Annotated in this window: 32 protein-coding genes and 2 pseudogenes; 16 read left to right on the top strand and 18 right to left on the bottom strand. The window is 63.0% G+C overall.

Features of this window, described 5'->3' with window-relative positions:
- Positions 1–191: 191 nt before the first annotated feature.
- The gene (tenA, locus tag ACQY5A_RS25425) at positions 192–857 is read left to right on the top strand and encodes a thiaminase II (protein WP_428343000.1); all 666 of its coding nucleotides are present in this window, start codon (positions 192–194) and stop codon (positions 855–857) included.
- A 35-nt stretch (positions 858–892) separates the two neighbouring features.
- Here the strand turns inward: tenA and ACQY5A_RS25420 are convergent, their stop codons facing one another.
- The 4 genes from ACQY5A_RS25420 to ACQY5A_RS25405 form a co-directional block, all read right to left on the bottom strand.
- Positions 893–1525 (bottom strand): LppA family lipoprotein, encoded by a 633-nt coding sequence (locus ACQY5A_RS25420; RefSeq protein ID WP_428342999.1) that lies wholly within the window; start codon positions 1523–1525, stop codon positions 893–895.
- A complete protein-coding gene (locus tag ACQY5A_RS25415) occupies positions 1522–3117 on the bottom strand; it encodes an alpha/beta hydrolase family protein (RefSeq protein WP_428342998.1) in 1596 nt (531 codons plus the stop codon). The genes ACQY5A_RS25420 and ACQY5A_RS25415 overlap by 4 nt, the downstream gene beginning before the upstream one ends.
- Before the next feature lie 2 nt (positions 3118–3119).
- On the bottom strand, positions 3120–3419 hold the full coding sequence (locus tag ACQY5A_RS25410; protein WP_428342997.1) for a hypothetical protein: 300 nt from the start codon (positions 3417–3419) through the stop codon (positions 3120–3122).
- Between the two features lie 167 nt (positions 3420–3586).
- The gene (locus ACQY5A_RS25405) at positions 3587–3958 is read right to left on the bottom strand and encodes a DUF732 domain-containing protein (protein ID WP_428342996.1); all 372 of its coding nucleotides are present in this window, start codon (positions 3956–3958) and stop codon (positions 3587–3589) included.
- 899 nt (positions 3959–4857) lie between these two features.
- Between ACQY5A_RS25405 and ACQY5A_RS25400 the strand changes: the two genes are divergently transcribed.
- Both ACQY5A_RS25400 and ACQY5A_RS25395 read left to right on the top strand, forming a co-directional pair.
- Positions 4858–5061, top strand: a complete 204-nt coding sequence (locus tag ACQY5A_RS25400; RefSeq protein ID WP_428342995.1) for a hypothetical protein — start codon at positions 4858–4860, stop codon at positions 5059–5061.
- Between the two features lie 280 nt (positions 5062–5341).
- Complete coding sequence (locus tag ACQY5A_RS25395) at positions 5342–5770, top strand: cellulose-binding domain-containing protein (protein ID WP_428342994.1); 429 nt, start codon at positions 5342–5344, stop codon at positions 5768–5770.
- Between the two features lie 20 nt (positions 5771–5790).
- Here ACQY5A_RS25395 and ACQY5A_RS25390 read toward each other — a convergent pair whose 3' ends face one another.
- Positions 5791–6018 carry a hypothetical protein gene (locus ACQY5A_RS25390; RefSeq protein ID WP_428343339.1) on the bottom strand — a complete coding sequence of 76 codons (228 nt, stop codon included), beginning with the start codon at positions 6016–6018 and terminating at the stop codon, positions 5791–5793.
- Here ACQY5A_RS25390 and ACQY5A_RS25385 point away from each other — a divergent pair.
- Entirely contained in the window at positions 6017–6232 is a 216-nt protein-coding gene (locus ACQY5A_RS25385; RefSeq protein ID WP_428342993.1) for a hypothetical protein, read from the top strand. The genes ACQY5A_RS25390 and ACQY5A_RS25385 overlap by 2 nt on opposite strands.
- 27 nt (positions 6233–6259) lie before the next feature.
- On the opposite strand, the gene ACQY5A_RS25380 is transcribed toward ACQY5A_RS25385, so the two are convergent.
- The gene (locus ACQY5A_RS25380) at positions 6260–7039 is read right to left on the bottom strand and encodes a DUF1906 domain-containing protein (RefSeq protein ID WP_428342992.1); all 780 of its coding nucleotides are present in this window, start codon (positions 7037–7039) and stop codon (positions 6260–6262) included.
- Positions 7040–7139: 100 nt separating this feature from the next.
- On the opposite strand from ACQY5A_RS25380, the gene ACQY5A_RS25375 reads away from it, so the two are divergent.
- Positions 7140–7283, top strand: a complete 144-nt coding sequence (locus tag ACQY5A_RS25375; protein ID WP_428342991.1) for a DUF2256 domain-containing protein — start codon at positions 7140–7142, stop codon at positions 7281–7283.
- Positions 7284–7330: 47 nt separating this feature from the next.
- Here ACQY5A_RS25375 and ACQY5A_RS25370 read toward each other — a convergent pair whose 3' ends face one another.
- On the bottom strand, positions 7331–8107 hold the full coding sequence (locus tag ACQY5A_RS25370; protein ID WP_428342990.1) for an SDR family NAD(P)-dependent oxidoreductase: 777 nt from the start codon (positions 8105–8107) through the stop codon (positions 7331–7333).
- Between the two features lie 147 nt (positions 8108–8254).
- On the opposite strand from ACQY5A_RS25370, the gene ACQY5A_RS25365 reads away from it, so the two are divergent.
- Together ACQY5A_RS25365 and ACQY5A_RS25360 are read left to right on the top strand one after the other, a co-directional pair.
- Positions 8255–8659 (top strand): VOC family protein, encoded by a 405-nt coding sequence (locus ACQY5A_RS25365; RefSeq protein ID WP_428342989.1) that lies wholly within the window; start codon positions 8255–8257, stop codon positions 8657–8659.
- Positions 8660–8742: 83 nt separating this feature from the next.
- Positions 8743–8922, top strand: coding sequence for a hypothetical protein (locus ACQY5A_RS25360; protein ID WP_428342988.1), 180 nt, complete (start codon positions 8743–8745; stop codon positions 8920–8922).
- Here the strand turns inward: ACQY5A_RS25360 and ACQY5A_RS25355 are convergent, their stop codons facing one another.
- Positions 8923–9096 (bottom strand): hypothetical protein, encoded by a 174-nt coding sequence (locus tag ACQY5A_RS25355; protein ID WP_428342987.1) that lies wholly within the window; start codon positions 9094–9096, stop codon positions 8923–8925.
- Between the two features lie 129 nt (positions 9097–9225).
- On the opposite strand from ACQY5A_RS25355, the gene ACQY5A_RS25350 reads away from it, so the two are divergent.
- Positions 9226–9870, top strand: coding sequence for an SOUL family heme-binding protein (locus tag ACQY5A_RS25350; protein WP_428342986.1), 645 nt, complete (start codon positions 9226–9228; stop codon positions 9868–9870).
- Here ACQY5A_RS25350 and ACQY5A_RS25345 read toward each other — a convergent pair.
- The 3 genes from ACQY5A_RS25345 to ACQY5A_RS25335 form a co-directional block, all read right to left on the bottom strand.
- Entirely contained in the window at positions 9865–10680 is an 816-nt protein-coding gene (locus tag ACQY5A_RS25345) for a MerR family transcriptional regulator (RefSeq protein ID WP_428343338.1), read from the bottom strand. The genes ACQY5A_RS25350 and ACQY5A_RS25345 overlap by 6 nt on opposite strands.
- A 218-nt stretch (positions 10681–10898) precedes the next feature.
- Positions 10899–11183 carry a protein UsfY gene (locus tag ACQY5A_RS25340; protein ID WP_428342985.1) on the bottom strand — a complete coding sequence of 95 codons (285 nt, stop codon included), beginning with the start codon at positions 11181–11183 and terminating at the stop codon, positions 10899–10901.
- Positions 11184–11253: 70 nt separating this feature from the next.
- Entirely contained in the window at positions 11254–11514 is a 261-nt protein-coding gene (locus ACQY5A_RS25335) for a hypothetical protein (RefSeq protein ID WP_428342984.1), read from the bottom strand.
- A 167-nt stretch (positions 11515–11681) separates the two neighbouring features.
- Here ACQY5A_RS25335 and ACQY5A_RS25330 point away from each other — a divergent pair, with 167 nt between their 5' ends.
- From ACQY5A_RS25330 to ACQY5A_RS25305, 6 genes are all read left to right on the top strand, one after another.
- Positions 11682–12038, top strand: a complete 357-nt coding sequence (locus ACQY5A_RS25330) for a VOC family protein (protein WP_428342983.1) — start codon at positions 11682–11684, stop codon at positions 12036–12038.
- Between the two features lie 553 nt (positions 12039–12591).
- Complete coding sequence (locus ACQY5A_RS25325) at positions 12592–14103, top strand: FAD-dependent oxidoreductase (protein ID WP_428342982.1); 1512 nt, start codon at positions 12592–12594, stop codon at positions 14101–14103.
- Positions 14104–14122: 19 nt separating this feature from the next.
- Complete coding sequence (locus ACQY5A_RS25320; protein ID WP_428342981.1) at positions 14123–14836, top strand: GAF and ANTAR domain-containing protein; 714 nt, start codon at positions 14123–14125, stop codon at positions 14834–14836.
- Positions 14837–14906: 70 nt separating this feature from the next.
- Entirely contained in the window at positions 14907–15662 is a 756-nt protein-coding gene (locus tag ACQY5A_RS25315) for a GAF domain-containing protein (RefSeq protein ID WP_428342980.1), read from the top strand.
- A gap of 141 nt (positions 15663–15803) precedes the next feature.
- On the top strand, positions 15804–17246 hold the full coding sequence (locus ACQY5A_RS25310; protein WP_428342979.1) for a DUF2867 domain-containing protein: 1443 nt from the start codon (positions 15804–15806) through the stop codon (positions 17244–17246).
- Positions 17247–17456: 210 nt separating this feature from the next.
- Positions 17457–18656, top strand: coding sequence for an alpha/beta fold hydrolase (locus ACQY5A_RS25305; RefSeq protein WP_428342978.1), 1200 nt, complete (start codon positions 17457–17459; stop codon positions 18654–18656).
- Between the two features lie 28 nt (positions 18657–18684).
- Here ACQY5A_RS25305 and ACQY5A_RS25300 read toward each other — a convergent pair.
- The 3 genes and pseudogenes from ACQY5A_RS25300 to ACQY5A_RS25290 all read right to left on the bottom strand — a co-directional run.
- Positions 18685–18816 (bottom strand): annotated as a pseudogene (locus tag ACQY5A_RS25300) (transaldolase); the annotation flags it as partial.
- A gap of 477 nt (positions 18817–19293) precedes the next feature.
- Positions 19294–19572 (bottom strand): WGxxGxxG family protein, encoded by a 279-nt coding sequence (locus tag ACQY5A_RS25295; RefSeq protein WP_428342977.1) that lies wholly within the window; start codon positions 19570–19572, stop codon positions 19294–19296.
- A 196-nt stretch (positions 19573–19768) separates the two neighbouring features.
- Positions 19769–20173, bottom strand: a pseudogene (locus tag ACQY5A_RS25290) (ANTAR domain-containing protein); the annotation flags it as partial.
- Positions 20174–20580: 407 nt separating this feature from the next.
- Between ACQY5A_RS25290 and ACQY5A_RS25285 the strand changes: the two are divergent.
- Positions 20581–20979 carry a heme-binding protein gene (locus ACQY5A_RS25285; RefSeq protein ID WP_428343337.1) on the top strand — a complete coding sequence of 133 codons (399 nt, stop codon included), beginning with the start codon at positions 20581–20583 and terminating at the stop codon, positions 20977–20979.
- A gap of 97 nt (positions 20980–21076) precedes the next feature.
- Here ACQY5A_RS25285 and ACQY5A_RS25280 read toward each other — a convergent pair whose 3' ends face one another.
- The gene (locus ACQY5A_RS25280) at positions 21077–21526 is read right to left on the bottom strand and encodes an SRPBCC family protein (RefSeq protein WP_428343336.1); all 450 of its coding nucleotides are present in this window, start codon (positions 21524–21526) and stop codon (positions 21077–21079) included.
- 239 nt (positions 21527–21765) lie between these two features.
- On the opposite strand from ACQY5A_RS25280, the gene ACQY5A_RS25275 reads away from it, so the two are divergent.
- Positions 21766–22602 (top strand): GAF and ANTAR domain-containing protein, encoded by an 837-nt coding sequence (locus ACQY5A_RS25275; protein ID WP_428342976.1) that lies wholly within the window; start codon positions 21766–21768, stop codon positions 22600–22602.
- Here ACQY5A_RS25275 and ACQY5A_RS25270 read toward each other — a convergent pair.
- The 3 genes from ACQY5A_RS25270 to ACQY5A_RS25260 all read right to left on the bottom strand — a co-directional run bounded on the left by ACQY5A_RS25270 (position 22599) and on the right by ACQY5A_RS25260 (position 24764).
- Complete coding sequence (locus ACQY5A_RS25270; protein ID WP_428342975.1) at positions 22599–23045, bottom strand: anti-sigma factor antagonist; 447 nt, start codon at positions 23043–23045, stop codon at positions 22599–22601. The genes ACQY5A_RS25275 and ACQY5A_RS25270 overlap by 4 nt on opposite strands.
- A 344-nt stretch (positions 23046–23389) precedes the next feature.
- Positions 23390–23770, bottom strand: a complete 381-nt coding sequence (locus ACQY5A_RS25265) for a nuclear transport factor 2 family protein (protein ID WP_428342974.1) — start codon at positions 23768–23770, stop codon at positions 23390–23392.
- 61 nt (positions 23771–23831) lie between these two features.
- Positions 23832–24764 (bottom strand): manganese catalase family protein, encoded by a 933-nt coding sequence (locus tag ACQY5A_RS25260; protein WP_428342973.1) that lies wholly within the window; start codon positions 24762–24764, stop codon positions 23832–23834.
- Positions 24765–25002: the final 238 nt, after the last annotated feature.

Genomic DNA, 25002 nt, shown 5'->3' with positions numbered 1-25002 from the left:
GCCCCTTCTGCCGTCTTGTCAAACGCTGCCGCCAGATGGGCAGTGCGCCAAGTGTTAACGCCACCCCGAACTCAAATCTGCAGCGCTTTTGCATCGATTGAGGTGTCGCGGGTCCGCAAAGCGGGTATTTGAGGGGATTGGGGTCGGACCCGATCGAGTAGTGGGGCCGCGAGGCTGGAATCATCGGGGACGTGAGGCGAGGCGGCTGGACGGGACGGTTGTGGACCGAAGCTGCCGGCACCTACGCGGCGATCGTGAAGCACCCTTTCCTGGCTGGACTGACCGACGGCAGCCTCGCCCCGGAGCTCTTCAGCCACTACGTCGCCCAGGATTCTCACTATCTGCGGGATTTTGCTCGCACTCTCACCGTTGTGGGCAGCAAGGCACCCACACACGCCGGCGTCGGCATGTTTGCCCGGCACGCCGCCAGCACCGCCGAAGTCGAGCTCGCCCTGCACGAGTCATTGCTCACCGAGCTGGGCATCCGGACCATCGACGCCATGCCGATCGCACCAACCACCCTCGCCTACACGAGCTACCTACTAGCCACCGCTCACCGCGGGACCTTTGCCGAGGGGCTCGCCGCGGTGCTGCCGTGCTACTGGATTTATGCCGAGGTGGGCGCCGAGCTGGTCAAGCGCGGATCGCCGGATCCGCGCTACCAGCGCTGGATCGACACCTATGCCGACGACGAGTACCAGACCATCGTCGCCGAGGTGCTGGCGCTGGCCGACGACGTCGGCTCGACTCTGAGCCCCACCGACGATGCGCGCGCCCGAGCCCATTTCGCTACGACCGCCCGCTATGAGTGGATGTTCTGGGACGCCGCGTGGCGCCGTGAGGTGTGGCCGGTCTGACTGGCGCGCCTGGACTCGGCTCACCGATCCGCGATTCAGCGGCCAGGGAATTGCCCGGGCGGGGTGTCGAGGACCTTCTGAAACAGAAAGCAGTCACCGGTGATGAGCAGGGTGGCGATCTTGGCCTGGCCGAGGTTGAACTCGTTCCCGTCGCCTTGCACATCGTAATCCCGCTTGGTCGGCTCGTTGAATAGTGAGCTCTGTTGCGTGGCACCGTATTTGACGGCTTCTTGTCGAACGACGCCTACAGCGGCGGTGAATCCATCCGTGTTGAATGTGGCGCCGAACTCGACGGTCCTGGCTCTGGGTCGCCGCGCTAGGTCAGGGTCGAGATCGTCGCAGAGTGACCCGTTTTGGTAGGCGTCTCGTTCATTGGGGTCATCGGCGAATTTCCAAGTTTGGCCGGGCACTGCGGTGCTGATCTGCTCCGCAATCGCCTGGGCACTGCCGGTGAGTCGATCGCGGGCGGCCTCGAATGAGCCTTTGGCGCGCATGCTGTCGATCAGCTTGATCTTCTGCTCGTCAGTGAGCGGTCGCGGTCCGCTATCGGGATGACTCAACTGGTCCACACCCTTCCGAAGTTTCTGGTACTCCGAGCAGCCGCTGCAACCGGACACAGCGAGTGCCCCGGCCACGACGGCCGCGATGATTCGATGCCCGGCGTTCATTGGGGCGGCAGAGTTTCTTTGACCGAGAGTTCGGGATGGTTGAGCAGTATCGTGGCCAAATTGTATCCGGTCATTCTCTGCAATGGATCCCGCCCGTATTCTGAATGTCCGCTGGCACCAGTCTTATTCAGTTCTTGACCGGCGACATCGACTGTGCCCGCTTGGGTCTCGAGGTGGGTGAACCGATAGCGGTCGGTGTCGCCGTAGATGATCGCATTGGGATCAGCCCCCCAGCCATGCAGTGGCGCCAGTGTCCCGATCGCGCGGATCGGATCGTCGTGCGCCGACATCACAAAGAAGTGGTCGTCGCTCATGCCCAGCTGTGCCGGCGATGTGGCTTCAAAACCGGGAGAGCCGTAGAGCACCACGTTGTTCACATCTGCGCTGGCGCCATCTTTGAGCGCGATACCCGACAGCAGGGAGCCGTACGAGTGACCGAACAGCGCCGTGGTGTGATTCGGGTTCGACGACGCAGAGTTCAGAGTGCTCAAGAACGACTCCAACTTAGGGGCATTGGCCTTCGCGACCGCATCGGTCAATGTCTCTTTCGAGTCCAGCGTCAGCGGTGGCTGGTAGCCCACCCAGGCGATCGTCGAAACGCTGCTGTTGTCGCCGATCCGACGACCGATGTCCTGCGCCTCTTGCCGAAGCCCGTATGCCTCCCGGGTCATAGAGCCGATTGATTGCCGGGTCGTGCTCCCCACACCGGGAACAGTGACCGAGACGTGGTCGGCTTTGAATGGGTCACCGATCGCGGTAGCGGCCGGGATCATCTGCGAGGGATCGTCTGGCTTGGCAAGGTAGATCAGGTGTGAGTCCGGGGTTTTCAAGGCATCGCGGATGCCGGCAATGTCGGCGAGTCGATCACTTCGCACTTGGCCCGCGGGCAGCTGACTGTATTCCTGCTCCATCTCGTCGAGGAGTCTCAGGTTGGCCTGCTCGATGGCTTTGAGGTCACCCGAGGACATGTCTCCTGGATGGGAACCAGCCGGCGGCCGGTCGCGCTTCAACTCGTTGTCGAGGGCGTGTGCGGTGCCTGGCCGCTTCTTCCAGTCAGCTGGGGTCGCGCTCGTCATCTCGCCCGCACCGGCGTGCAGCTTGGCGGCGATGCGTTGGTCCTCTGACTGCAATCGGCTGGCGCAATGGGCGATGTAGTTGTGATGTCCGATCGCTGCCTGTTGGCGAGCCGCTCGAGCGGCGCTCGAACCGGGCGAAGTTCTGTCGGTGACGGACAAATCCTCACCGACAGCGAAGCTGTCCTGCTCGGCTTGAGTGATGGCTTCTAGCGCCGACTCTCGGGCACCGCGCAGCGAATCGGCTCCGTGCTCGGCGGCATCGGCGATGGAATGCGCCTGCTCCACCGCGCTGCTGACGACTGATCGGTCGGCGCGAGCGTCATTGAAATAGCGGGTGGCCGCCTGTCCGGTCCACTCGGTCCCGTTCGGTGTATCGATCTGCTCGATATAGGCGTCGGTGGAGTTCTGCCATTGGGTGGCTCCAGTCCGCATTTGCCCGGCAAGCTGCGACAATGCCGTTGCCGTTTGATCGAATCGCACGATGCGTGACCGCGTGATGCCCGCGACATTGGCCATCCCTAGCCGGCACCTTGTGGCGCAATGGAAGCCAGCTCGGCGCTGCCCGCGGCGTCGATGTCAGTGAAGGCTCCCGTCGCTGCCGTGAGATCGGTTGCGACAGAGGATAATCGGTTCGACAGCGCGTTGCCGAAACCGGCGAACGCTGCCTGCACGGCAGCCGCCGCCATCCCCGACGCTTCTGTGGAGCTGGTCAAAGCGGACGGAGGCAAGGCCACCTTCGCGGCATGGCTGGCAATCACCCCCGACGCAGACCGCAATGCTGCCGGAAGAACGTGCAGCCTCCCGCTCACATCGGCCATCTCCGCGACCTCCTGAGACTATGACGACCCAGGACTCTACTCGCGCCGCGCCGCGCCGCTACGCGGCGACAAGCTCTTCAGCTCACGACGATCACACGGCAGATAGTCCTAGACATGCGCGCGACTCAGAGTTACTCGGGGCCGGCTTCGGTTCGAACGGGCCCAGGTCAGCTGGTGCTGTATGCCCAGTAGTCGAAAGCGGCGGGCACCGGGCACAAGCAGTGGTATGCGGCCAGTACGAATTGGCCCGCTTGGTCGGTGGTCAGCTGTGGATGGTCCCGCACGAGGCTCGCGGCCACCTGCGCACCCGGGGCTTGCTGATTCCACAGTTGCCGACAGACGCTATAGCCGTCTTCGAGCATCGCCGGATCCGTTCCGGTGACACCGGCTGCCCGTGCGGCGGCCAAGAAAGTCGGAACGGCGTCGGGTTGTGGCGCCCCTACCGCCCCGACTGTATTGACCGGGTCGGCGCCGGCCGGTACGGCCAGTCCGATGCAGATGAGAGCTCCAGCGGCACCGAGCAGCAGTTTTCCAGGCATGAGCGGTCTCCTGTTTGCTTTTTGTTCACCTAAAAAGCTATCACAGTTCACGTTAAGAACCCCTGCGATTAATGCAGCTCACCGCAGGCGCAGAGCTCGGCGATCGTCGGCAGCAAATCTTGTGCGCGTTGTTTCTCCGACCGCATCATCGGTTGCGACGTCGGGCCGACTTTGGGTCGCTCGACCTCAAACACATTGGTAGACTGACCGTTTCGCTTATTTGACCGCGTGTGAATCCGACGGGCACGCCCCGAAATCCTGGACACCTGTCCGAGCTAGGGCAACGATCTGCCGATTTACCGTGAAAGGCAGCGCGCCGGACCAGCATCGACGGATGCGCGGCCGCGGGGGCCACACAGCATCGTCGCGCGGACGCATACGTCGACTCCGGAAAAATGCACACGATCATCGTGGTGCTGGGCGCGGCGCTCGGATTCTTATTCGGCGAGGTGCAAGCGGAGCTGATCGTTCTGCTTGGGACGCGCTGTTGCGAGCTTTATTCGCCGCGCTGAACTCTCAGACGTCCGATCCTGTTTCACTGCTGCATACCGTTGTGGTCGCAAATCACCGAGGGATGTGTGCGGCGAGCATTGTCGTAGCTGTCCGCTCAACAACGCCGCCGAACACCCGCCCCAAAAGTGTCGTGCGCCAAGCGGTTCGGCGCGACGCCCCTGGTGGCAGCGGCTGGCCCGCAGTTTACACATGTCGCCAACACGAAATCGCTTGTGAGGCATGGTCGCGGCGAGTAGTGTAAGCGCCCGAGCACAGGAAGTCCCAACCCACCCTAGGGGTATGCCGTGCGACAACCTGAGCTAACCAGCCTCATCGGCCTGCGAGACCGCGTCGGCGATCGGCTTGTCCTCTCACGCTTGAATCGGGCCGACGGGACGCGCGGATACATGCTGAGGGTCGGAACGGGGATCGTGTTCCTCAGTGCCGGCGATCTGGAAAGGCTGAGCACCGTCATCCGGTTCGAGCTGGCGTCGGCGAACCCGTTGCGCATCTTCGCACGAGCGGTCGGGATGCTGATCTTGTGCGCATTCGTGTGGCTGCTGACATTTGCAGTCACCGGACCTCTGTTTGCATACCCCTGGTCGAACTGAAGCTGCCCCTGGCGTCCCGCTTGACGCCCTGCGGCGGTGCAACCGAACGGCGGTACTCGTACTCGGACCAGCTTGCATCTTCAGCCCCTCTGGCCATCCGTGATCCGATTCGCGAACGGCGGCGGGCGAGTTCATCATCGGGTGCCGGCACCCGGGTCGATACCCGGCGAAGGGTAACGCGAGGCTTAGGTTTCATGACGGTGTCAGTTGCGCAAAGGTACGGCAGCGTACCCGCGGTGCGCCGGCCGATCTCGGTTGTCGGGCTTTAGTGTTGGCTGCTATGGCCAGACTCGACAGCTACCTGAAACGCTGGCGCACAGCGCTTCACGTTGCCGCGTCGGCAGTAATGGTTGCCACCACCGGACTCGCCGTCGCCCCCGTCGCTCATGCGGCCGCGGCCATGGCGACATTGTCGGTGGAACATGCGTGGCAGACCGGTTTCATCGCCCGTTTCACCATCACTAACTCGAGCACGGCGCCGCTAAGCGATTGGAGGCTCGAATTCGATTTGCCGCCGGGAGAATCCGTCTCGCACACGTGGAACAGCACCCTGGCGCAATCTGGGACGCACTATCTTTTGACTCCCGCCAACTGGAATCGCGTCATCGCACCCGGCGGTTCAGCCACCGGCGGTCTCAGGGGCGTGCTGACCGGCGCCTACTCGCCGCCGTTGAACTGTCGGCTCAACGGGCAATATTTGTGCGCCTAGCAGCGACGGCGCCCTGAGCGTCATCGCTCCGGCAACTCGGCGAATCGCTTCTTGACGTTTGCGTACCAGCCGATCGACTTGAGCGGATGACGCCAACGTCCCTTCATGTCTTCGCGGGCCCGCGCGTGGGCGTCGTCGCCGGTCCTCACGAGTTCCTTGCGGTGTTGGTCCTGCGCCTTGATTATCTCGTCGGCGCTCTCACCGCGGTGCGTGAGATCGCAGGGGCCGCCGAGATCTTGGCAGGTCATGGTCTTCACGGGCGTTCTCCATTCTCTGGTCACACCCGGCGGTCCGGGTGTCTTCGTCGAGAATCGTCCGGGCGCCGCCTGGATTCACCGGGGCGAGGTCAAGGTCACGTTCGATTTCACTGTCGAGGCCGGACAGGTACGCCGTTTGCAGTTCCGCGCCGACGCCGACGTCCTGGCCGGAGTACGACGCCGCGAGCGCGGCAGCACGCGTTAGCGCCCACGGTTGCGGCGGAACCGGACCTCACGGATGTAGCTGCCACTGGCCGCAATCCTGGGCCAGGGCGTCGCTGACGTCGACTTCGAGCCCGCCGACCACCGGTCCCGGGGTCGACGCGGTGCTCACAATGCGCTGGTAGAGAACTGCGGCAGGGTCGACCTGCCCGTGAGACCAGGACCGGGTCTGCCAGGCCCACCGCTTGCCCGGCGTGCGCGAGTTCCCGATCACGCCGTCGCCGGCGGCCCACTGGCACACATTGATACCGCCGTATACGCCGGTGCGCTGCACCCCGAGCACCGAGTTGATCCCGCGAAACCATTGCAGCGCAACATTATTCCAAGTGTCACGGTTGATGTCGTCGTCGACGGTGAAAAAGACCGGTGCACTCTGGCCGCCACCCGCCGCGCTGTGCAGCTGCCACGCGGTGTGAGCGTCGGAGACGCCCCCGGCGTACCCGCGAGTAAAATCCGACGGTACCGACCCACCCGGCTTGCCGTATTGGTAGTTGCTCACGATTGCGAGTCCGGCCGCGGCCAGCGATTCAGCGTAGGCCCGGGTGATCGGCTTGGCGCCGAAAGATGAGCCGGGACGCGACAGCGAGACGTAGTTCACCACGCCGGCGTGGCCGGCAGCCTTGATGTCTTGGGCCGGAATCTGCCGCATCGCGAAGTCGATCAGCGTAGGAGCGGCTGCATCTGCGGAGGTGGCGGCAGTTACCGATGCCACACCCAATCCGGCCAGCGCCGACACGGCGCAGGCGTAGCGCAGTGCGTCACGCCGGGAAACCGGGCGCGAGTTCTCCATCGCGCGATGTTAACAATGTGACTGTTGTTACCGTTGTAGCCTCGCGGGCCGAGTCGGGGATTCAACAAGGCGGGTCAGCGAGGCTGGGTATAGCTTTCCAGTGCCACGAGACGAAGTGAAGATCTGCGCCGCATGCGGTCGACCGTTCGCCAACCGAAAGAAGTGGCGACAGCGGGGGCAGTGGGATCAGGTGGTCTACTGCTCGCAGCGCTGTCAGAAGTCAGCGAAGCGAACGCGCAAATAGGAGACGGCCGGATCGCGATTTTGCATCGAACTTCGGAAGTGCTCCGCTTACTTCGGTGGCATCCGGATTCCGCCGTCCACCCGGACAACTTCGGCGTTCATGTAGGAGTTGGTGAGCAACTCGACGACCATAGACGCCAGCTCGTCGGGCTTGCCCAGGCGGTGCGGGTAGAGCACGGACTCGCCGAGTTTGGCCTTGAACGCCTCGGACGCCTCGCCCTCACCGTAGATCGGGGTATCGATCAGCCCGGGGGCGACAGTGTTGACGCGGACACCGACCGCGGACAGGTCGCGCGCGACCGGCAGGGTCAGACCGACGACGCCGCCCTTGGATGACGAGTACGCCGCCTGACCGATCTGGCCGTCGAACGCGGCGACGCTGGTCATGTTGACGATCGCGCCGCGCTCACCGGTCTCGGTCAACTCGTTCTTGCTCATCTGGGTGGCCGCGATGCGGATGCAGTCGAAGGTGCCGACGAGGTTGATCTCGAGGACCTTCTTGTAGGCACCCAGGTCGTGAGCGGACGAGAACTCTCCGTCCTTGCCAATGGTGCGCCCGGCCCACCCGATACCGGCGGAGTTGACCAGTGCGCGCAACGGACCGAGGTCGGCAGCGGTCTTCACCGCGTCGATGATCTGGTCAGTCTTGGTGACATCGACGGTGACGAACACGCCACCGATCTCGTCGGCGAGGGCCTCTCCCTTGTCGGCCTGCAGGTCGGCAACAACGACCCGGGCACCCTTGGCGGCCAACTGGCGGGCCGTCGCCGCGCCGATCCCTGACGCGCCGCCGGTAACGACTGCGCTAGCTCCATTGATATCCACGTCGACAGACTATGCACTGAATAAATCGCGCCGACGAACGGCCCTGCTGGTCACCGGTGCGCCGTCGGTTTGATAGATCACACTCCGGGAAGCCTCCACATCAATGCCCGCCCGGCGGAGGCGAACTCGAGCGACAGGAGCCACGCAATGTTACTGAACGGCATCAACCACCTCGCCGTCATCTCGAAGGACATCGACAAGCTTGGTGTCTTCTACGCCGAAGTTTTCGAGGCAGAGGTCGGACCGACCAAACCGCACGGTGATGCGGGGGACGAGACCATGACGACGATTCGCATCGGGCCTCACACGGAGCTCAACGTGTTCACCATCAGAGGCAACCACGAGCCCGACCGTCAGACGCCCATGTGGAGGCGCGGTCGGCTCGATCACTTTGGTCTGCAGGCCGCGTCCAAAAAGAGTTTCGACACGATCCGTCAGCGGCTGATGGAGTGTGGCGCCAGCGACGGGAACGTCAATGACTTCGGCTCTGTGCACAGTTTGTTCTTCCGAGACCCGGACGGACTCGAGGGCGAAGTGCTCATCCGCGTATGACCCGATCGATGGATTGTCGACGGCCGTGAGCGGGTAGCCGCTCTCCGTCGGGTCACATACCGGCTCGAAACCGAGAGGCAAAAATGTCTGCGCAAGACAACAACGGTGGCGACAGCCCCAGCAGCAGCGGCGAGCAAACCGACCGCGCGGCGGAGAAATCCGACGAGGTCGGTAGTTACAGCCCGGAGCAATACCCCGAGGATCCCGAGCCCGCCACAACGCCGGGAGACGAGCGCGCATCCGAACCACCCAAGAGCGACTAGTTAGTCGGGCGGCTCGTTTTCCGATACCTGGACCCTGACGTCTTCGCGATCGCTGGGTTTGCCTGGGACGCCTTCGGCTTCGCGTTCGTCGGCAATCTTCTCGTCCAGCTCATCGACGATGTCTTCCAGTTCATTCGACCGACCCATCGGGTCTTCTTTTTCAGGTTCTGTCATATCGCTTCCTTCGGCTCGGGACCTTGGCCGGCGGCCACGTCGACGCGAAGGCACGATTGTTGATACCCCGCTGTATCGAGCCCAAACGGGTACACAGTGGTAGGTGGACACGACGAGGGGAGTCGACGCATGCTGGGTGAAATCGCGGGCTTGGTTCGGGGATTGACCGGTGCCGTTGGCGCGATCGTGGGTGTGCGCCATGGCACAGAGGAACCGACGTACACCGCCGAGCAGGTGACCTCGCGGGTTGAGATCCGCCACTACGGTCCGCGGGTTGCCGCAGAAACGACAGTCACCGCCGACGAAGTCGCGGCACGCAGTGACGGATTCCGCCGGCTGGCGGGTTACATCTTCGGGGGCAACCAAGTCCGGGAGAAAATCGCCATGACTGCACCGGTCGTGCAACAGGACGGCGCGGCCCGCGGTGAAAAGATCCCCATGACCGCGCCCGTCTCGGAGAGCGCTGCGGGCAAGGATGAGTGGCTGATCCGGTTCTTCATGCCGGCCGGGAAGTCAATAGAGTCCCTGCCGCGGCCCAACGATCAAGCTGTCGAGCTCGTCGTTGTCCCAGCCGAGACGGTCGCGGTGCGCCGATTTTCCGGCAGCACAAGCGCACGGGCGGTAGCGCGCGAGACCGCCCAGTTGAGACGGACGTTGAAAGAAACCGGTTTCGAGGCCATAGGTGTGCCCGCCGCGTGGTTCTACGATCCGCCGTGGACCCTTCCGGTGTTGCGCCGCAACGAAATCGCCATCCCCGTGGAGTCGCATTCATGACGTGCCAACAACGTTCAAGCGTTCGACAGCCTCGGTGAGCGAATGTAAGTACGCCACGGCCGCCGGCAACCGAACACGGTCCCAACCTGGACCGGCAACGAGCACGGGGGTGCGTGTTCTCCGCAGCGCCCGTACGGCGGCTACGTCCGCGGTGCGCTCGGTCTGTGCCCACAGCAGCACAGTGATCGGCGTCGCTCGCCGCTGGATGGCATCGAGGACGGCGGCAGTGGGTACCGCGGCACCCAGCATCAGTGTCGTGTGACCACGCTCGGACAACGCCGCACGAACCGCTTCCAGCGGCAGGGTGTGGCTGTCGTTCTCAGCGCATGCCAGAAGAGTAGTCTCGGCTACATCGCTGCGCGCCATGGGAATTCGCTGCAGGCAGCTCATCACCGTCCAGGACAGCAAGTGTTCGACATCGATGCAGCGCTCACCGCCGGCCTGCTGGTTCGCAATCGCGGTAAAGGCAGGCCGAATCAACGAATCCCACGTCTCGAGCACCCCGTAGTGATCGAGGTGGCGTTCGATCAGGCGCGCCGCAGTGAACTCCTCCAACGCGAACAAGGCGGCGACGAGAGCCGTTGCTTGCGCCGGCTCGGGAATCAGGGCTTGCATAGCGGCGCTCGCGGCGCTGCGGGCATCGACACCCTTGGCGATCAACTTGCTCATATGCCGCAGGGCGGCGATGTCGGTGTCGGAGTAGAGCCGGTGTCGGCCTGGCGCATGGCCAGGCGGGCCAACGCCGTAGCGGTGGCTCCAACTTCGAAGCGTTGCGGTGGGCACACCCAAACGCTGCGCGGCCGCTCGCACGGTGTATCGACGTTGAAGCCGCTCCTGTACGGCACCTGCCGTCAGGCTGCGGCCATTGTCGCGTTGGTTCAAGCGACTCACCGATCCTCGTCCAGCACCGGCAAGAGCGCCTTGCGCCGGTGTCGTCAGTCTAAGACACGGGCGACCAGCGTGGGCTGGTTTGGTGGAAAGCTCTGCAGCGTAGATGAATTCGCCGCGTCCCGATCAGGTTCGCGGTCTCACAGACGTAGGTCGGCCGACCGCTTCGCTTCAACACGGCGGACGCGGCGACCTTCGATGAGTAGCCACGCGGTGGCGGTGATACCGGCGAAGCCGGCGATGCCCCCCATCAAGAACGACCATCCCGTGCTGCCGTAGGCGGCGGCCGCCAGGCAGGCAACCATCGCCACGACAGCAATAGCAAGCAAAAATAGACCCACCGCATCGCGAGAATTCTTGAACCACTCGCCCGCGCGCTGGTGAGTCGTCCGGGCGTGATCGGTCGGGTTCTGGCGTACGGTCATGCGCGCGATCCTTCTTGTCGGTCAAAAACGTTGTGGATAAAAAACGAGTCGCATGCGAGCGCAACGCCAGTCACTTTGCTTGCTCTCGCTTCACGCGATGGCGCTTCTCTTCACTGCGCGCCTCCGCGCCGCTTTGTCCGACATCGAAAGGAGTGTCGGGAAACGTGCGCCCGACATATCTGCCGACTTCGCCGTCTTTGCCTTCGCGCGAGTTGGCGACATGGGGATCTGACGTCACGTCAGCTTCTCGCGTATCATGGGATGCCTTCCTGTCCTTCACTTTTTCGATCAGTTGACCGGCCTTGCGCTTGGCTTGGTCAATGAATGTCATGGCATCTCCGTTCGGCGGCCCGAGGTGGGTCGAATTCCTTGATCGAGGACTACCCACGTTGGGTAGGGGCAACACATCAATCGATGCAAGAACGCTGCAGATCGCCGGTGGATCGGTCGATTTTCGGGTAACCGTGCACGGTCGAACAACGAAATTGAGGAGTAATCATGGCAAGTGGTGTCGCAACGGTCTGGCTACCAGTCGATGACATGACCCGAGCGGTCAAGTTCTACGGCCAGACGCTGGGGCTGTCGGTGAAGAGCGAAGGTGACGATTGGTCGGAGTTGGATGCCAACGGCGTCATGATCGGGCTGAACGCTCGCGAGGACACGCACAAAGGAAGCACCGGGGGAGCGGTTCTCACCTTCCAGCCCGACGGCGATCTGTTCAACGAGGTCACGCGGCTGGCGGAGGCAGGCGTCCAGTTCGTCGACGAGGTCAGCACCCACCCGTGGGGCCGTATCGCGTCGTTCAAGGATTCCGAAGGAAACGACCTGCAGCTTTTCGCGCCGCCTCCGGAGTAACTCTGAGTCGTTATCGCGCAACCGATTTGATGCTAAAGGCGGCGACCGTGCACGCGACGGTCGCCGCCCTTCGCGTTGCTAGGAGTGGTCGCGATGGTTGCTACCGGACTTGGCCGACCCGTGGGCGACCAGGTAGCCGATGGTCAGCCACGTGATGCAGCGCAGAGCTCAGCCGCACCGAAGGGATCCGGGCTGCGGTGATCATTACTGCGGCGACCGCACCGATGTAAAGGATCCGCTCGGTGGTCTCCAACGATGTCTGTGTCTCTCTGCCGCAGCCTAGATTTCGGCACGAATTAGGTTGGCCCGCAACCCTTTGGCGCGAGCTCAGGCGCTCTGAGCACGCGGCACGGATGTTTGAATGAATCAGAATGTCCAAGTATCGAGCGATTGCTCACCGGCTTCGACTTCGACCGGCACGGACTCGGCGTTGTTTGCCGCACGACAAGTCTACCCGACAACGCCGGCTGCGAGCGCAGGAGTTACGGCCAGCACGCATTCGGCCTGCTGCCAAACGGTTTCCGCTTTGGGCTGCCGGGGTATCACCTTGAACGTGAAATCCCTATGGCTAAGCGACCGAGCCGAACAGCCGTGGGCTGCAAATCAGATCGACGACGGAGCCCGGCGTGCCGACGTCATCGTAGTGGGTGCGGGCATCACCGGGCTGATGACCGCGGTCCTGCTGGCCCGCGCCGGCAAGGACGTCCTTGTTCTGGAAGCCCGCACCGTTGGCGCTTGCACCACCGGAAACACCACCGCGAAGATCAGTTTGCTTCAGGGCAGCCATCTTTCGAAAATTCTATCGAAGCATGGCGAGACAGTTTCTCGCGATTACTTGTGCGGCAATCGCGAAGGTCAGAGTTGGGTGTTGAATTACTGCGCTTCACACGACGTAGCAGTTCAACGCGAAGACGCTTATACCTATGCGCAGTCCGGCGACGGCGTCGCATCGGCCCGCGCCGAGTACGAGGCGTGCCGCGCGGTGGGGCTACCCGCTACGTGGGAAGACGATGCCGAAGTCCCGTTTCCGTATCACGGCGGCGTGCGCTTAACCGAACAGGCGCAGTTCGATCCGATGTCGTTCTTGGACGCGTTGGCCATCGAGCTTTTGCGCCACGGTGGGCGGCTGATCGAGCACACCCGCGTGCGCACGGTGTCGGGCCACGGCAAGAACATGCGCATTCACGTCGACGACGCCGTACAGCGAGAGACGGAACTCACTGCGCCACAACTGGTGCTGGCCACCGGGATTCCGATTCTCGATCGCGGCGGTTACTTCGCGCGAGTGAAGCCGAGCCGGTCGTACTGCTTTGCATTCAAAGTGCCCGGCCACATCACCCGGCCCATGATGATTTCCACCGACTCGCCATCGCGCTCAGTCCGTTACGCACCTGTCGCGGGCGGGGAGCGATTGATCGTGGGCGGCGCGAGTCACACTGTTGGCCGCGAGAAGAGCCCGTCGAAGGCCCTCGCAGAGCTGTCTTCGTGGACCCGCAAGCACTACCCGGGAGCGGAGCAGACGCATTTATGGTCGGCGCAGGACTACGCGCCGATCGACGACCTGCCATACGTCGGTCCCATCCTGCCAGGCAGCGAAAGCATCTTCATTGCAACAGGTTTCAACAAGTGGGGCATGACAAATGGTCCCGCTGCGGCGCTGGCGCTGTCGAGCCGGATCTTGGGCGGCCGGATGGACTGGTCGAGTGCATTCGCCAGCTGGAGCCCGCACGAAGTGTCGGGCCTGCGAACGGCGTTGCAATCCAATCTCCAGGTCGGGTTCAATTTGACCAAAGGTTGGGTCACCCCCGTGGTGCGCACCGGCCGTCGCAACCCCACCGACGACGAGGGCGGGGTGGTGAGCGGTCCTCCTTGGCATCTCGAAGCCAGATGTCGGGTTGCGGGCACCGAGCACCGCGTCTCGCCGGTGTGCCCGCACCTAGGGGGAATCGTGAACTGGAATGACGCCGACAAGGCTTGGGAGTGCCCGCTGCACGGATCACGTTTTGCTCCAGACGGCACGCTGCTCGAAGGCCCGGCCACCCGCGATCTAACTGCCTCGAATTAGCGCGTTAACTGCGACGGTAATGGTGCGCACCATTGAAGACGAACTCCTTGCGGCGATGGGCGAGTGCCGCGGCACCGCGGCGGCCAATCAGCTTTGTGAGGCATGCGTGAAACTGCTCGATATCGACGCGGCCGCAATTTCGCTGGTGTTCGAAGGCGCCAACATCGGCACGTTGGGAGTTAGCGGCCCAGCCGCGCGGACTTACGACGAAGAGCAGTTCACGCACGGTGAGGGACCCTGTCTCGACGCGGTGGCTCGCTGCGTCCCTATCACGGTGATGGACCTGGCTGATCCGGCTGAGAACCGTTGGCCGGCTTATGGTGCCGCGATGCTGGTCCACCAGATCCGCGCTGTGTACGCGATGCCGATTGCCGTGGCCGGCGAATACGTTGGCGCTCTTGACATTTACCACTCGCAACCCGCTGCGCTGACCGTGGAGCAGGTGGCCGGTCTGGTGGAAGCAGCCGAGCTTGCTCAAATACCAATACTGGACCTGCTCGATCAGGATTTCGATCAGGCCGCCGCCTCGCCGGGCAGCGACGCGTGGAATGAGCTCGCCACGTTGACACGTGCCGAAGTCAGCCAGGCCACCGGCGTGCTGATGGCACAACTCGATGTCGCCGCGCCCATCGCGCTCGTTCGGTTGCGCGCACACGCCTACGCCACTGGCCGCAGCGCCACTGAGGTCGCCCGCGACATCCTGCGCAACGGCCTGCGATTGGACCCCGACTAATGCGCAACCACTACCGCGCCGCCGCTGCATTCGCGCAAGAAGTCGCGACTGGCGCAGAAGGGATTCCGTCATGATCGATACACCGCGGGAAGCTCGAATTCTGAACGCGGTCGTCTCCCTTGTTGACAGCCTGCTCGATAATTTCGACATCGTTGAGCTGCTGACCGATCTCACCGAGCGCTGCGCCACACTCCTCGACGTCGAAGCGGCCGGCCTGCTGTTGGCCGATCCGCGCCAACGACTGCACCTGATGGCGGCGACCTCGCAGGGGTCGCACGAGGTGGAGTTGTTTCAGCTCCAGACCGACGAGGGCCCCTGCCTGGACTGCTTCGCCGACGGACATCCGGTCTCGGTTCCCGACCTGGCCGCCGAGCAGCAACGGTGGCCGCGATTCGCCCCCGCCGTCGCACAGGCCGGGTTCGCCTCGGTCCACGCCATACCGATGCGCGCGGCCAACACGGTGCTGGGCGCGCTGGGACTGTTCGGCACTCACGCCGGCAAACTCGATGACGCCGATCTGCTGATCGCTCAGGCCTTGGCGCATATCGCCTGTGTGGCGATTTTGCAGGAGCATGCCCCCACGCAATCGAGCGTGCTGCCGCAGCTGCGCACCGCATTGACCAGTCGCGTCGTGGTCGATCAGGCCATAGGCATCTTGAGCGAACGAGTGGGCGTTCCTGTTGAGGATGCGTTTGGGCTACTGCGACGGTACGCCCACGTCCAAGGCCAGCACCTGACCGAAGTGTCGCGCCGTCTCGTCAGCGAACCGGACGCCCGCGAACAAATCCTCGATGGAATCCGCGGCACGCTTGACTCTTGGCGCTGAAAGCTCGAAGACGACGCAGATAGACTGCGCGAGGACGTATTTCAGCGGTCGTGTTTGCTGGAACGTGCCGAGATCGGGCGGCTGCGCTTCGCGCGCCTCGTCGCTGGTTTACCGCGCCGGCTAATGGTGAATCCCGCTCCCATGCCTGTCGAAACTGTTCGCTGCCTGGTAACCGGGGCAACCGGCTACGTCGGCCGCCGGCTGGTGCCACGGTTGCTTGACGCCGGCTATCAGGTACGCGCCTTGGCCAGAGATCCCGACAAACTGGCAGCGGTGCCGTGGCGCGCGAATACCGATGTGGTCCGCGGCGATCTGGATGACCTCGATTCCTTGGTGCGCGCGTTTGACGGAATGGATGTCGTTTACTACCTGGTGCATTCGATGGGCACGTCGGGAGACTTCTCGGCCGAAGAGGATCGCTCCGCGAAAAATGTTGTAACGGCCGCCCGCTCGGCCGGGGTGCGGCGCCTGGTCTACCTCGGCGGACTACACCCGATCGACGAGCAGCTGTCCCGGCACCTGACGTCTCGAGCGTCGGTCGGCACACTGCTGCTTGATTCGGGCATCGAAACCGTCGTCCTGCAAGCGGGCGTCGTCGTGGGGTCTGGCGCAGCGTCGTTCGAGTTGGTCCGGCACCTGACGGAGGTGTTGCCCGTGATGACAACCCCGAAGTGGGTGCACAACAAAATCCAGCCGATCGCGATCAGCGACGCCTTGCACTATCTGGTCGAAGCGGCCGCAGTTGACATTCCAGAGTCGCGGCTTTGGGACATCGGTGGCCCGGACGTCCTCGAATATGCCGACATGATGCAGGTGTACGCGCAAGTGGCCGGCTTGCGCCGGCGTCGGATGCTTGTCCTGCCGCTGCTGACTCCTGCACTCGCGAGTTTGTGGGTTGGTCTGGTGACGCCGATTCCATCAGGCATGGCACGGCCGCTGGTCGAGTCGTTGCAGAGTGACGCGGTGATGAACGATCATGACATCGACACGGTAATTGCCCCGCCCGCCGGTGGTTTGACGCCGTACCGCACGGCGGTGGCCCTCGCGCTGAACCAGGTTGCGACAGCCGAGGTGGACGCGGAGCGGTCGGACGTCGCAGGCTTCAACGCTCCGTCGGAGTCGCTTCTGAGCGATCCCGTGTGGGCGGGTCCTGTGGTGTACAGCGACGACCGCACCACGTCGATCCCGGCGGGTGCTGATCAGTTGTGGAAAGTTGTTGAGTCCGCGGCAAGTCGAGACCACTGGTACTCGTTCCCGATTTCCTGGCCGACGTCACGGCGCGGTGCGGACCGTTGGACGGTGGAGGTTCGCCAGCCCGGCTCGCTGTTACGCATGCGGACGGACTTTCGCGTACCCGTCGACGCCTGGCTGGAAGTGGCGGTGTCACCGAACGGTGGTACCGAGACGCGTTATCGCCAGAGCGCAAAAGTCTTTCCGCGTGGTCTAGGGGGACGGTTGTACTGGCATCTTTTGCGGCCCGTGCACGCGCTGACACTGCGCAGAATGGCGAAAGCCATCGTGCGCGGGTCGCACATTAGGACTGGACCGGTGGCCGTCCCGGGCCATCGAGAATTGAGTTTGTAGGGGCACAATTCGGGTATTCGCCCTACGCGTTGGACACCAGCGCGCCCTCACCTTGCGCTCCCCGCGTGTTTATCCGTTAGCGATCTGGGAGTGGTGTTTTCCTTGCCAACTCAAGCCGTGGTCAGCGCATTTCGCCCCGGCTATCACTGGCAGCGCGTCAGCGGAGATGTGGGCGCTCAGGCAATGATGACGAGTGGGCGGAGGGATGCGGTGAACGATCTCAGGTACATGGAAATGCACGGCGAGCGTGTCGCGTATCGAGAAGCCGGCAATGGTGAAGCCATCGTATTGCTGCACGGCATGGCCGGTAGCTCAGAGACCTGGCGTCCGATCATTCCGCAACTGGCCGAACGGTACCGGGTGGTCGCTCCCGATCTGCTCGGTCACGGTCACTCCGCCAAGCCCCGAACCGACTATTCGCTAGGCGCCTTCGCCGCAGGGCTGCGCGATCTGCTCGACGAGTTGGGGATCAGGCGAGCCACCGTCGTTGGTCATTCGTTAGGCGGCGGGATTGCGATGCAGTTCTTGTATCAGCATCCTGAGTACTGCCGACGACTGGTACTGGTCAGCAGCGGCGGACTCGGACCCGATGTGGGCCTGATCCTCAAGTTGTTGGCGCTGCCGGGCACCGAACTCGTACTGCCCGTCATCGCGCCGAAATTTGTTCTAGCCGTTGGTAACCGGATACGTGCATGGCTGAGCGCTGTCGGCGTCGGCTCGCCCCAGACCGATCAGATGTGGGTGAGCTACAGCTCGTTGTCGGACCCAGCGACCCGCGCAGCTTTCCTGCGCACGCTGCGGTCGGTAATCGACCATCGCGGGCAATCGGTGAGTGGTCTGAACCGATTGCGGCTTCGAATGGACGTGCCGACGCTGTTGATCTGGGGCGATCGAGACACGATCATCCCCATCGAACACGGTACTGCGGCGCTCGCGATCCGGTCGGGCAGCCGGATGGAGGTGCTGCCGGGCCTTGGACACTTCGCGCACGTTCAATCACCCACCGCGGTAGTCAACGCGATCGAGAAGTTCATTAACAGCGATGCGCGGGTGAACGATCTGCCTGGTTCTGGTGCGACGCCGGGGGCTCTGTTCGAGAGCCTTGAAGCGCGTCGCAAACTCGAAGTGGCCATCGGTGTGCTGATGGGCTGGCGCGGATGCTCGCAGGATGAGGCGGTCGGCGAGCTAGCCGCTGCGGCAAAGGAAATGCAGGTCGACATGAGTGAGCTGGGACGTGCGCTCGTGGATTTTGCCAGTGGCAACGACACATCACCGTACCGCCCGGCGGTAGCTCGCCGGTGGCGCCACCTGTTGGCGCTGCGGGGATTGGACGAGAGCGGCAGCCCCGCCAAGTCGAGCCGGTCCCTTCGAATACGCTACGGCCCCGAAAACCAATCCGTCATTTGCTGACCTTTCGTCGGATCTGCTGATCGGCAGACTATTTCGATGCCGTATCGAGCTGTTGCTGGGTCGCTTTCAGCAGTTTCGACCAGGCATCCTTGAACTTCTCGACTCCTTCGTTCTCCAGCGTCAGGAACACGTCACGAAGATCGATCCCGATCGCGTCGAGGGAGGCGCACTGTTCGTGCACAACCAAAGTCTTCAGTTCGATGTCCGGGTCACTCAGCATGATCCGCGCTTCGCATCGCTGATGTTGAAACAGTCCGGCGGTGCCAATTTCACGAACAGCGCACCCACACAACCTAAGTCAGCAGACAGATCGGCCGGCATCGACAGATTTGATGACGGCCGAACTGCTGTCAATCAGTGGATTTGAGGATCCGGCGGATTGTCGGTTGCGCGGCCGCTGAAAGCGTCGCGTCACGTGATCGATCGTCGCTGAGACCATTCCCACCGTCTTGAGCACTGCAGGGCTCGGCGGAGTGAACCCGAGGAGCGTCTCTCAGCACCTTGAGCATGCCCAGCCCGCTTTTGTGGTCATGACGCGCAAAAGTCAACGCGTTCATAGGTTTTCTATCGCAAACAGTTGGAACAGCCCCCGCCGTAGCGAAACCACGGCGGGGGCTGCGAAAAGCAAAGACTGGTACTAGACGCGCCCGCGACCTGCCGCGGGTCCTGCGTCGACGACCGCGTCAGTCGAGTTGCGACGCTTCAATCCAGCCAGGCCGAACAATCCAAGCAGGCCGAACATGCCCCACTTGCCGTTGTCGTTGCTGTCATGGTGGGTGTCGCCGTTGCTGTTGTCCGCCAACGTCGTTGATGTCGACGATGAGGCGGGACCGCCGTTGACAGCGGCGTCAGCAACGCCCACTCCGCCGAACAGCAGTGCGCCGGTGGCCGAAAGTACCGCGATGGTCTTGTTCATGATTTACTCCTGTTTCAGCGCAGCGCGCTAGATCAATGGAAAGATTGGATTCGCGGACCAGTTTGTTCTAGCTCCGACGAGCAACGCACCTGAACTTTCTCGGCGCGCCGTAGGGATGTACCCGATTCGTCGGCGCGGAAACCTTTGGCCCGGCCGCGCCGACCACCCTTTCAACGCGAGGCGTGGCAACCGGCTCCTATTGGCCGCCACCGCGGGTGTCGATGACCCGTGGGGCGACGTCGGCGAGCTTCGTCTGAGTCTCCTGGGATATCTGCCGCAACATCTCGAATGCGCGTACCTCGTCGACGCCGAAGGACTGCATGATGATGCCTTTGGCTTGACCGATACGGTCTCTCGTCAACAGCGCGACCTGCATCTGCTCGCCGAGGCGTTGGGCCAGGACCGCGGTGGCCGCGTGCGCGGCGAGGATGGCGCCGGTGGTTTCGGCGTCGGTGTCCCGTGCGACCACACTATCGGTAGCAAGGGACTCGAAGTCGCCGCCCTTCTTCACTAGAAGCACTCCCGCAAGGTCGGCTCCCGGTATCAGCTCCACTGCGGCGGCAGCTACACCGTCGAGAGTCTGGGCGAGCGTACTCGGAGCTACCTATTCGCGCCGCGAGCTCATATTTCTGGCTCGAATCGGAAGGGCTCACGTGTATCGATTCTGCAGGATGCGTAAACCGCTGGGATTCAATCAGAGATAACTGGTCGACGAAGGGTGAAGCCGGGCCGCGCACATGGTGGCTAGCAGGTCACGGATGCGTCACGATCGCCATCACGTATTCATAAGAGCCGCAGCGCTTTCATAAGAAACGGGCGCAGCCGAACAGCAACTTCTGTCTCGCATTGCACAGAAACAGGGCTGTGGGCGGCTGAGGCCGCTGACCCGGGGTCCGAGAGTCGGCTTTTTCAACGAATCGCGCATCTTCGCCTGAGCTACGTTGGATTCAGGGACAAGCAGTGTTTCCCCGCTGTTAGTTGACTTCAATTCGAAGGACGCCACTGATGATGAAAATCAGTCGTATCAGCTCACGCCTCCGCACTACGGGTATCTGCGCAGGTTTCGTCGCCGGAATCGTGGCGGTCGGCATCTCAGCGTCGCCGTTGGCGCTCGCGGCACCTGACTGCAGCCCGGCCGGAGTGAACACCACCGTTTCCTCTGCGACCGGAGCTGCGCAGCAGTATCTCTCCGCGCATCCGGGCGCGAACCAGGCCGTCATGTCCGCTTACGGGCAGCCCAGGCCGCAGGCGGAGTCCGATCTGCGCAACTATTTCACCGCGCACCCCAATGAGTACTACGACCTGCGTGGCGTACTAGCACCGATCGGGGACACCGAACGGCAGTGCAACGTCACTGCACTGCCGTCGAATCTCGAATCGGCGTACCAGGAGTTCATGGCTGAATGACGATGTCCGGAACGGCCCACCTCGATAAGGCGGGCCGTTTTCGGTTGGGGCCAACCAAGTCTGTCTTGTCCCGGCGCTTTCCCACCAAATGGGGGCACTACTCGACGGCGGCAGGGACATTCTGTTCAGCAATCATTGCCAGCCGCCAGGTGCATTCCCGGTTACGCGGCGCTACCCCAAGCAATTGCACACCAGTCGGCACCCAGCGCAGTGGAATGCTGGTAGCCACTTCGCTCATCTCGACACGGCACCCGGCTCGGGGAAGATCACTCAGCCGCAATGTGATCCGCGCCGTCGCTGCAGGCCGCACCTTCGCGAGCAAAACAAGCTCCTGAGCCGGAACGCAGCTCTGCACAACGGTTTCATCATCGATCACCGCCGGCCACGTTCCGATGGAATGCAGGATGCGAGCCCCGGGGGCCGGCCACGCCAAATCCACCGCGCGGATCCGACTATTGCCAACCACCCAGCCCGAATACGTCCAACCATTGGCCAGCACCTCCCAAACCCGCTGTCGGGTAGCCGCAATGTCTCGAGTCACCGTCATGGCCACTGGGGTACCCGCGGCCGAAAAAGCAACGCATCGCGAGCCCTTTCGACGAAGTCCCTCGCACCAGCGCCGATCCCCATCTGCCGTTAGATCAGCTCCGAACAACTTTATTGTGGAAAACTAGAAGACGGCCCACAAGGGGCGTTGTCTTGAGGAGCGATCAGACCGTTCGGCCCGGTTTGCAGTTGCCAAGCGCACGCCGCATGGGACAGCGCTCGGAGTGAGGAGCATCGGCGATGACCGAGTTCGACGCCCAATCGCAGCGCGAGACGCCGATGGAGGCGGAGCTGAATCCCCGCCAGGTCGCGGCCGATGATGTCGATCTGGCGACGGGCTTGCACGGGTTGTCGGCGATGGTGTCCGCCGGGCGAAGTCTTGAGCAGGTACTGGGCGAGGTGGCGGTTTTCGCTGCGTTCGCAATCCCTGGTGCCCAAGACACCGGGGTCGGCGTAACGCTGATCAAGCCGGTCGGCACCACGATGGGTGTTCAGGCGTGGGCGGCGACCACGGCGGTAGTGCATGAGATCGACATCATGCAGTACGAACTGCTCAACGAGGGACCGTGCATCAGCTGCATGCAAACCCGCCGAGCTGCGGTCAGCGGCTCGTTGAGCGTCGACGGGCGGTGGCCACGGTTCGGCGCCCGGGTCGCCCGATTGGGAGTCGCGTCAGCGCTGGCCCTGCCGTTGCTGATCCAGGACCAAGTGGTCGGCTCCATCAACGCCTATGCCCGCGGCAAGGACGTCTTCGGCGAGCACGCGGTACGACTGGGGTCAGCATTCGCCGAGTCGGCGGCGGTGTCGGTGTACAACACCCAACTGTTGGTGGCCGCGCAAGAACGAGCCGAGAATCTGCAGCGCGCGTTGGTCAGCCGCAAAACGATCGACCAAGCGATCGGCATCATCCGGGGCCGTACCGGACTCAACGAGGACGAGGCGTTTGACCGGTTGAAGCGCATCAGCCAAACCGAGAACACCAAGCTGGCTGCCGTCGCGGAAAGGATCGTCGACGAGTCGGTACGCCGGGCTCGAAGTCGACGCAGCAGCGCAAGCGACAGCTCGGGGCACGCCTAGCCGCGCGAACTTCGTGACCGCGTCGCCGAGCGTGTGCTGTGGGCGAGATACTCCATCGCTGTACGCACCGAGGGGGCGATCGGTAGGACCGTTGCGAGTCCGCTGAGATACAGCACGCGCTCGACCTCGGGGCTGGCGACCAAAGCCCACGGTAGCCCGCTTGCGCAGCAGATGTCCTCGATGCCGACCAACATCGAAAGACCATGTGCATCAAAGAAACCGACGCCGGTCATGTCGAGCAGCAGCGCGTTACCCGCGAGGGCCGAACACACGGCATGGTCGCTGACCTGCTCGACGTTGCTGACATCGATCTCACCGCTGATGTCGACGATGGTGACCATCCGACCACGCCGAGTCCGCGACTCGCCCTCAACCCCGATCGGGACGGCGTCGAGGCGCACGGGACCACCGTCCACCGCGGTCGCGCTCGAGACGATTTTCATGGCTGTGCTCGTAACGTGTTGCACAGTCGGCAATCTGGGTGTGTTGCCGATCCGGGTGGTTGCCCGCCGGCAACCGCGGCGGCGCGATCGACAATGTGCGCCAACGCATCTGTCGGGCGTCTGCGGGCGGCGTGACTAATGCACCCGCCGCAGAATGGGGGATAGGAGATCGGCATGAGACGGCATTCGAGGTGATACGAATCAGGTCAGAAGCTGGGCGGTGTCACGAGCAATCTGTGCCGTGGGCCACGACTATGGTGACGGCACCGACCCCAGGCCGGCTGTTGTGTCCAACATCATGAGCAAACGCCCTTACCGCGCGGTTGTCAATCGCAGGCAATGGTTCAACTATCGGTGACATTTGGCTCGCGCAGGAAAGCGGCGGTGTCGTAATAGGTGCGGAACGCGTCGATGGTGTCGCCGTGCGACTCGAGGACACTGACACCGTCGTAGCTGAAGGCGGCGCCGTCGCGCAGTGTGCCTTCCGACGTCCACTCCAGAAAGGCGATGTCGTCCCCGTCGACTCGGTGCCGGAACGACGCGTCGATGTCGTCGAATACCGCGCGGTACTGCTCCCAGAACGCCCGGGCACCGTCCTTGCCTCGCTCATCGTGTGCCATCCCGACTTTGCCAAGCGTGGCGTCTTCTGCGAAAAGCTTGACGAGCGCACCGACCTCCCGCTGGTGGTGCAGCTCGTCGAGCGCGGCCACAAACTGCTGTGTCATGTCCTTCATACTTCGAGGGTTCCCCCGGCTCGCGAAGCTGACACCATCCGCCGGTATCGAATTACTTCTTGAGGGCCGCGATTTCGGCGTCGGCGGTAGCCTGGATGAGGTCGAGCAGTTCGACGTCGAGGCCCGGTGCGAACTCTTCGCGACGTTCCGGAGCGATGGTCATGGGAAAACCCTCCGGCATCACAGCGGTGCTGAGCTCAGTTCCGTCGTTCGACGGTGAGGCACCCCGGTACAACCGGTCCGCTTGGCTCTGATCGTCGGCGCTGAAGGTGTATTGGATACTCTGCAACCCGAGGTCGAGCAGCTTCTTCACTTCCGGGAACTTCTCGGCGTTCGTCTTCGGGATGGGAAGTACCGAACCCCAATCAACGCCCAGCGCTTCCAAGGCCTTCGCGAATGCGTTCTCGTGAGCCTGATCACGGACGATGAGGTAGGCGAGCGTCGAGCGTGCCGTCTTGTTGTCAGTCATCTGATAGATGCGGCACTTCTGCAGGCGCCCAGTGGATTCCAACATCAAGTTGTAGAGCAGATCGAGCACGAGGTTTCCGCTGTTGTAGACGTACGAGCCGCTCCAGGGATTGCCGGCCGCGTCCACCGGCAGTGCACCTTGGGCACCCACCAAATAGTGGTGGATGTTGCCGGTGTCCAACGCGATCTTCAACGGCGTCGCACCCTTGGCGCCAGGCGCATCCACCGAATCGGTGGGCTTGCCGGTGTACTCGGGTGAACCGTCCAGGAGCCGGGAGATGGTGGTTCCGATGAGCTCGACGTGGCTGATCTCCTCGGTGCCGACGCCGTGAAGTAAGTCCTTGAACGGCTTCGATTTGACGTCACCGCGAAAGTTCATGCTCTGGAACAGGTATTGCATCATCGTCCGCATCTCGCCGAATTGACCACCCAACCCCTCTTGCAGGGCGTTGGCGGCGGCCGGGTCAGGCTCGTCGACGACGATCTCGTTGATCAGTTGCTGGGTGTGCATATACATATCCACTCCTTTTGATCGAAACTCGTGATCGGACGCAGTGACGGACTCAAACCTGTTGTGCAACAAAGGGTGCGAGAACGATCCGTACGCGGAGGCTTGCCGGCGCCATCCGAATGAGAAACTGGGCGGTGTTACGAGCAATCCGTGCCACGGGCCGAAGAACGGCGGTGGCACCGACCCCAGGCCGGCTGCATATTCAACACATTCCAGAGAACGCCTTCACCCCCGACTTGTCAAA

Origin of the sequence: Mycobacterium sp. (genome assembly GCF_965277065.1) — a bacterium.
In the GTDB taxonomy this organism is placed as follows: Bacteria; Actinomycetota; Actinomycetes; order Mycobacteriales; family Mycobacteriaceae; genus Mycobacterium.
Note: the sequence above shows the minus strand (reverse complement) of the source record. Positions and strands in the feature narration are given on the sequence as shown.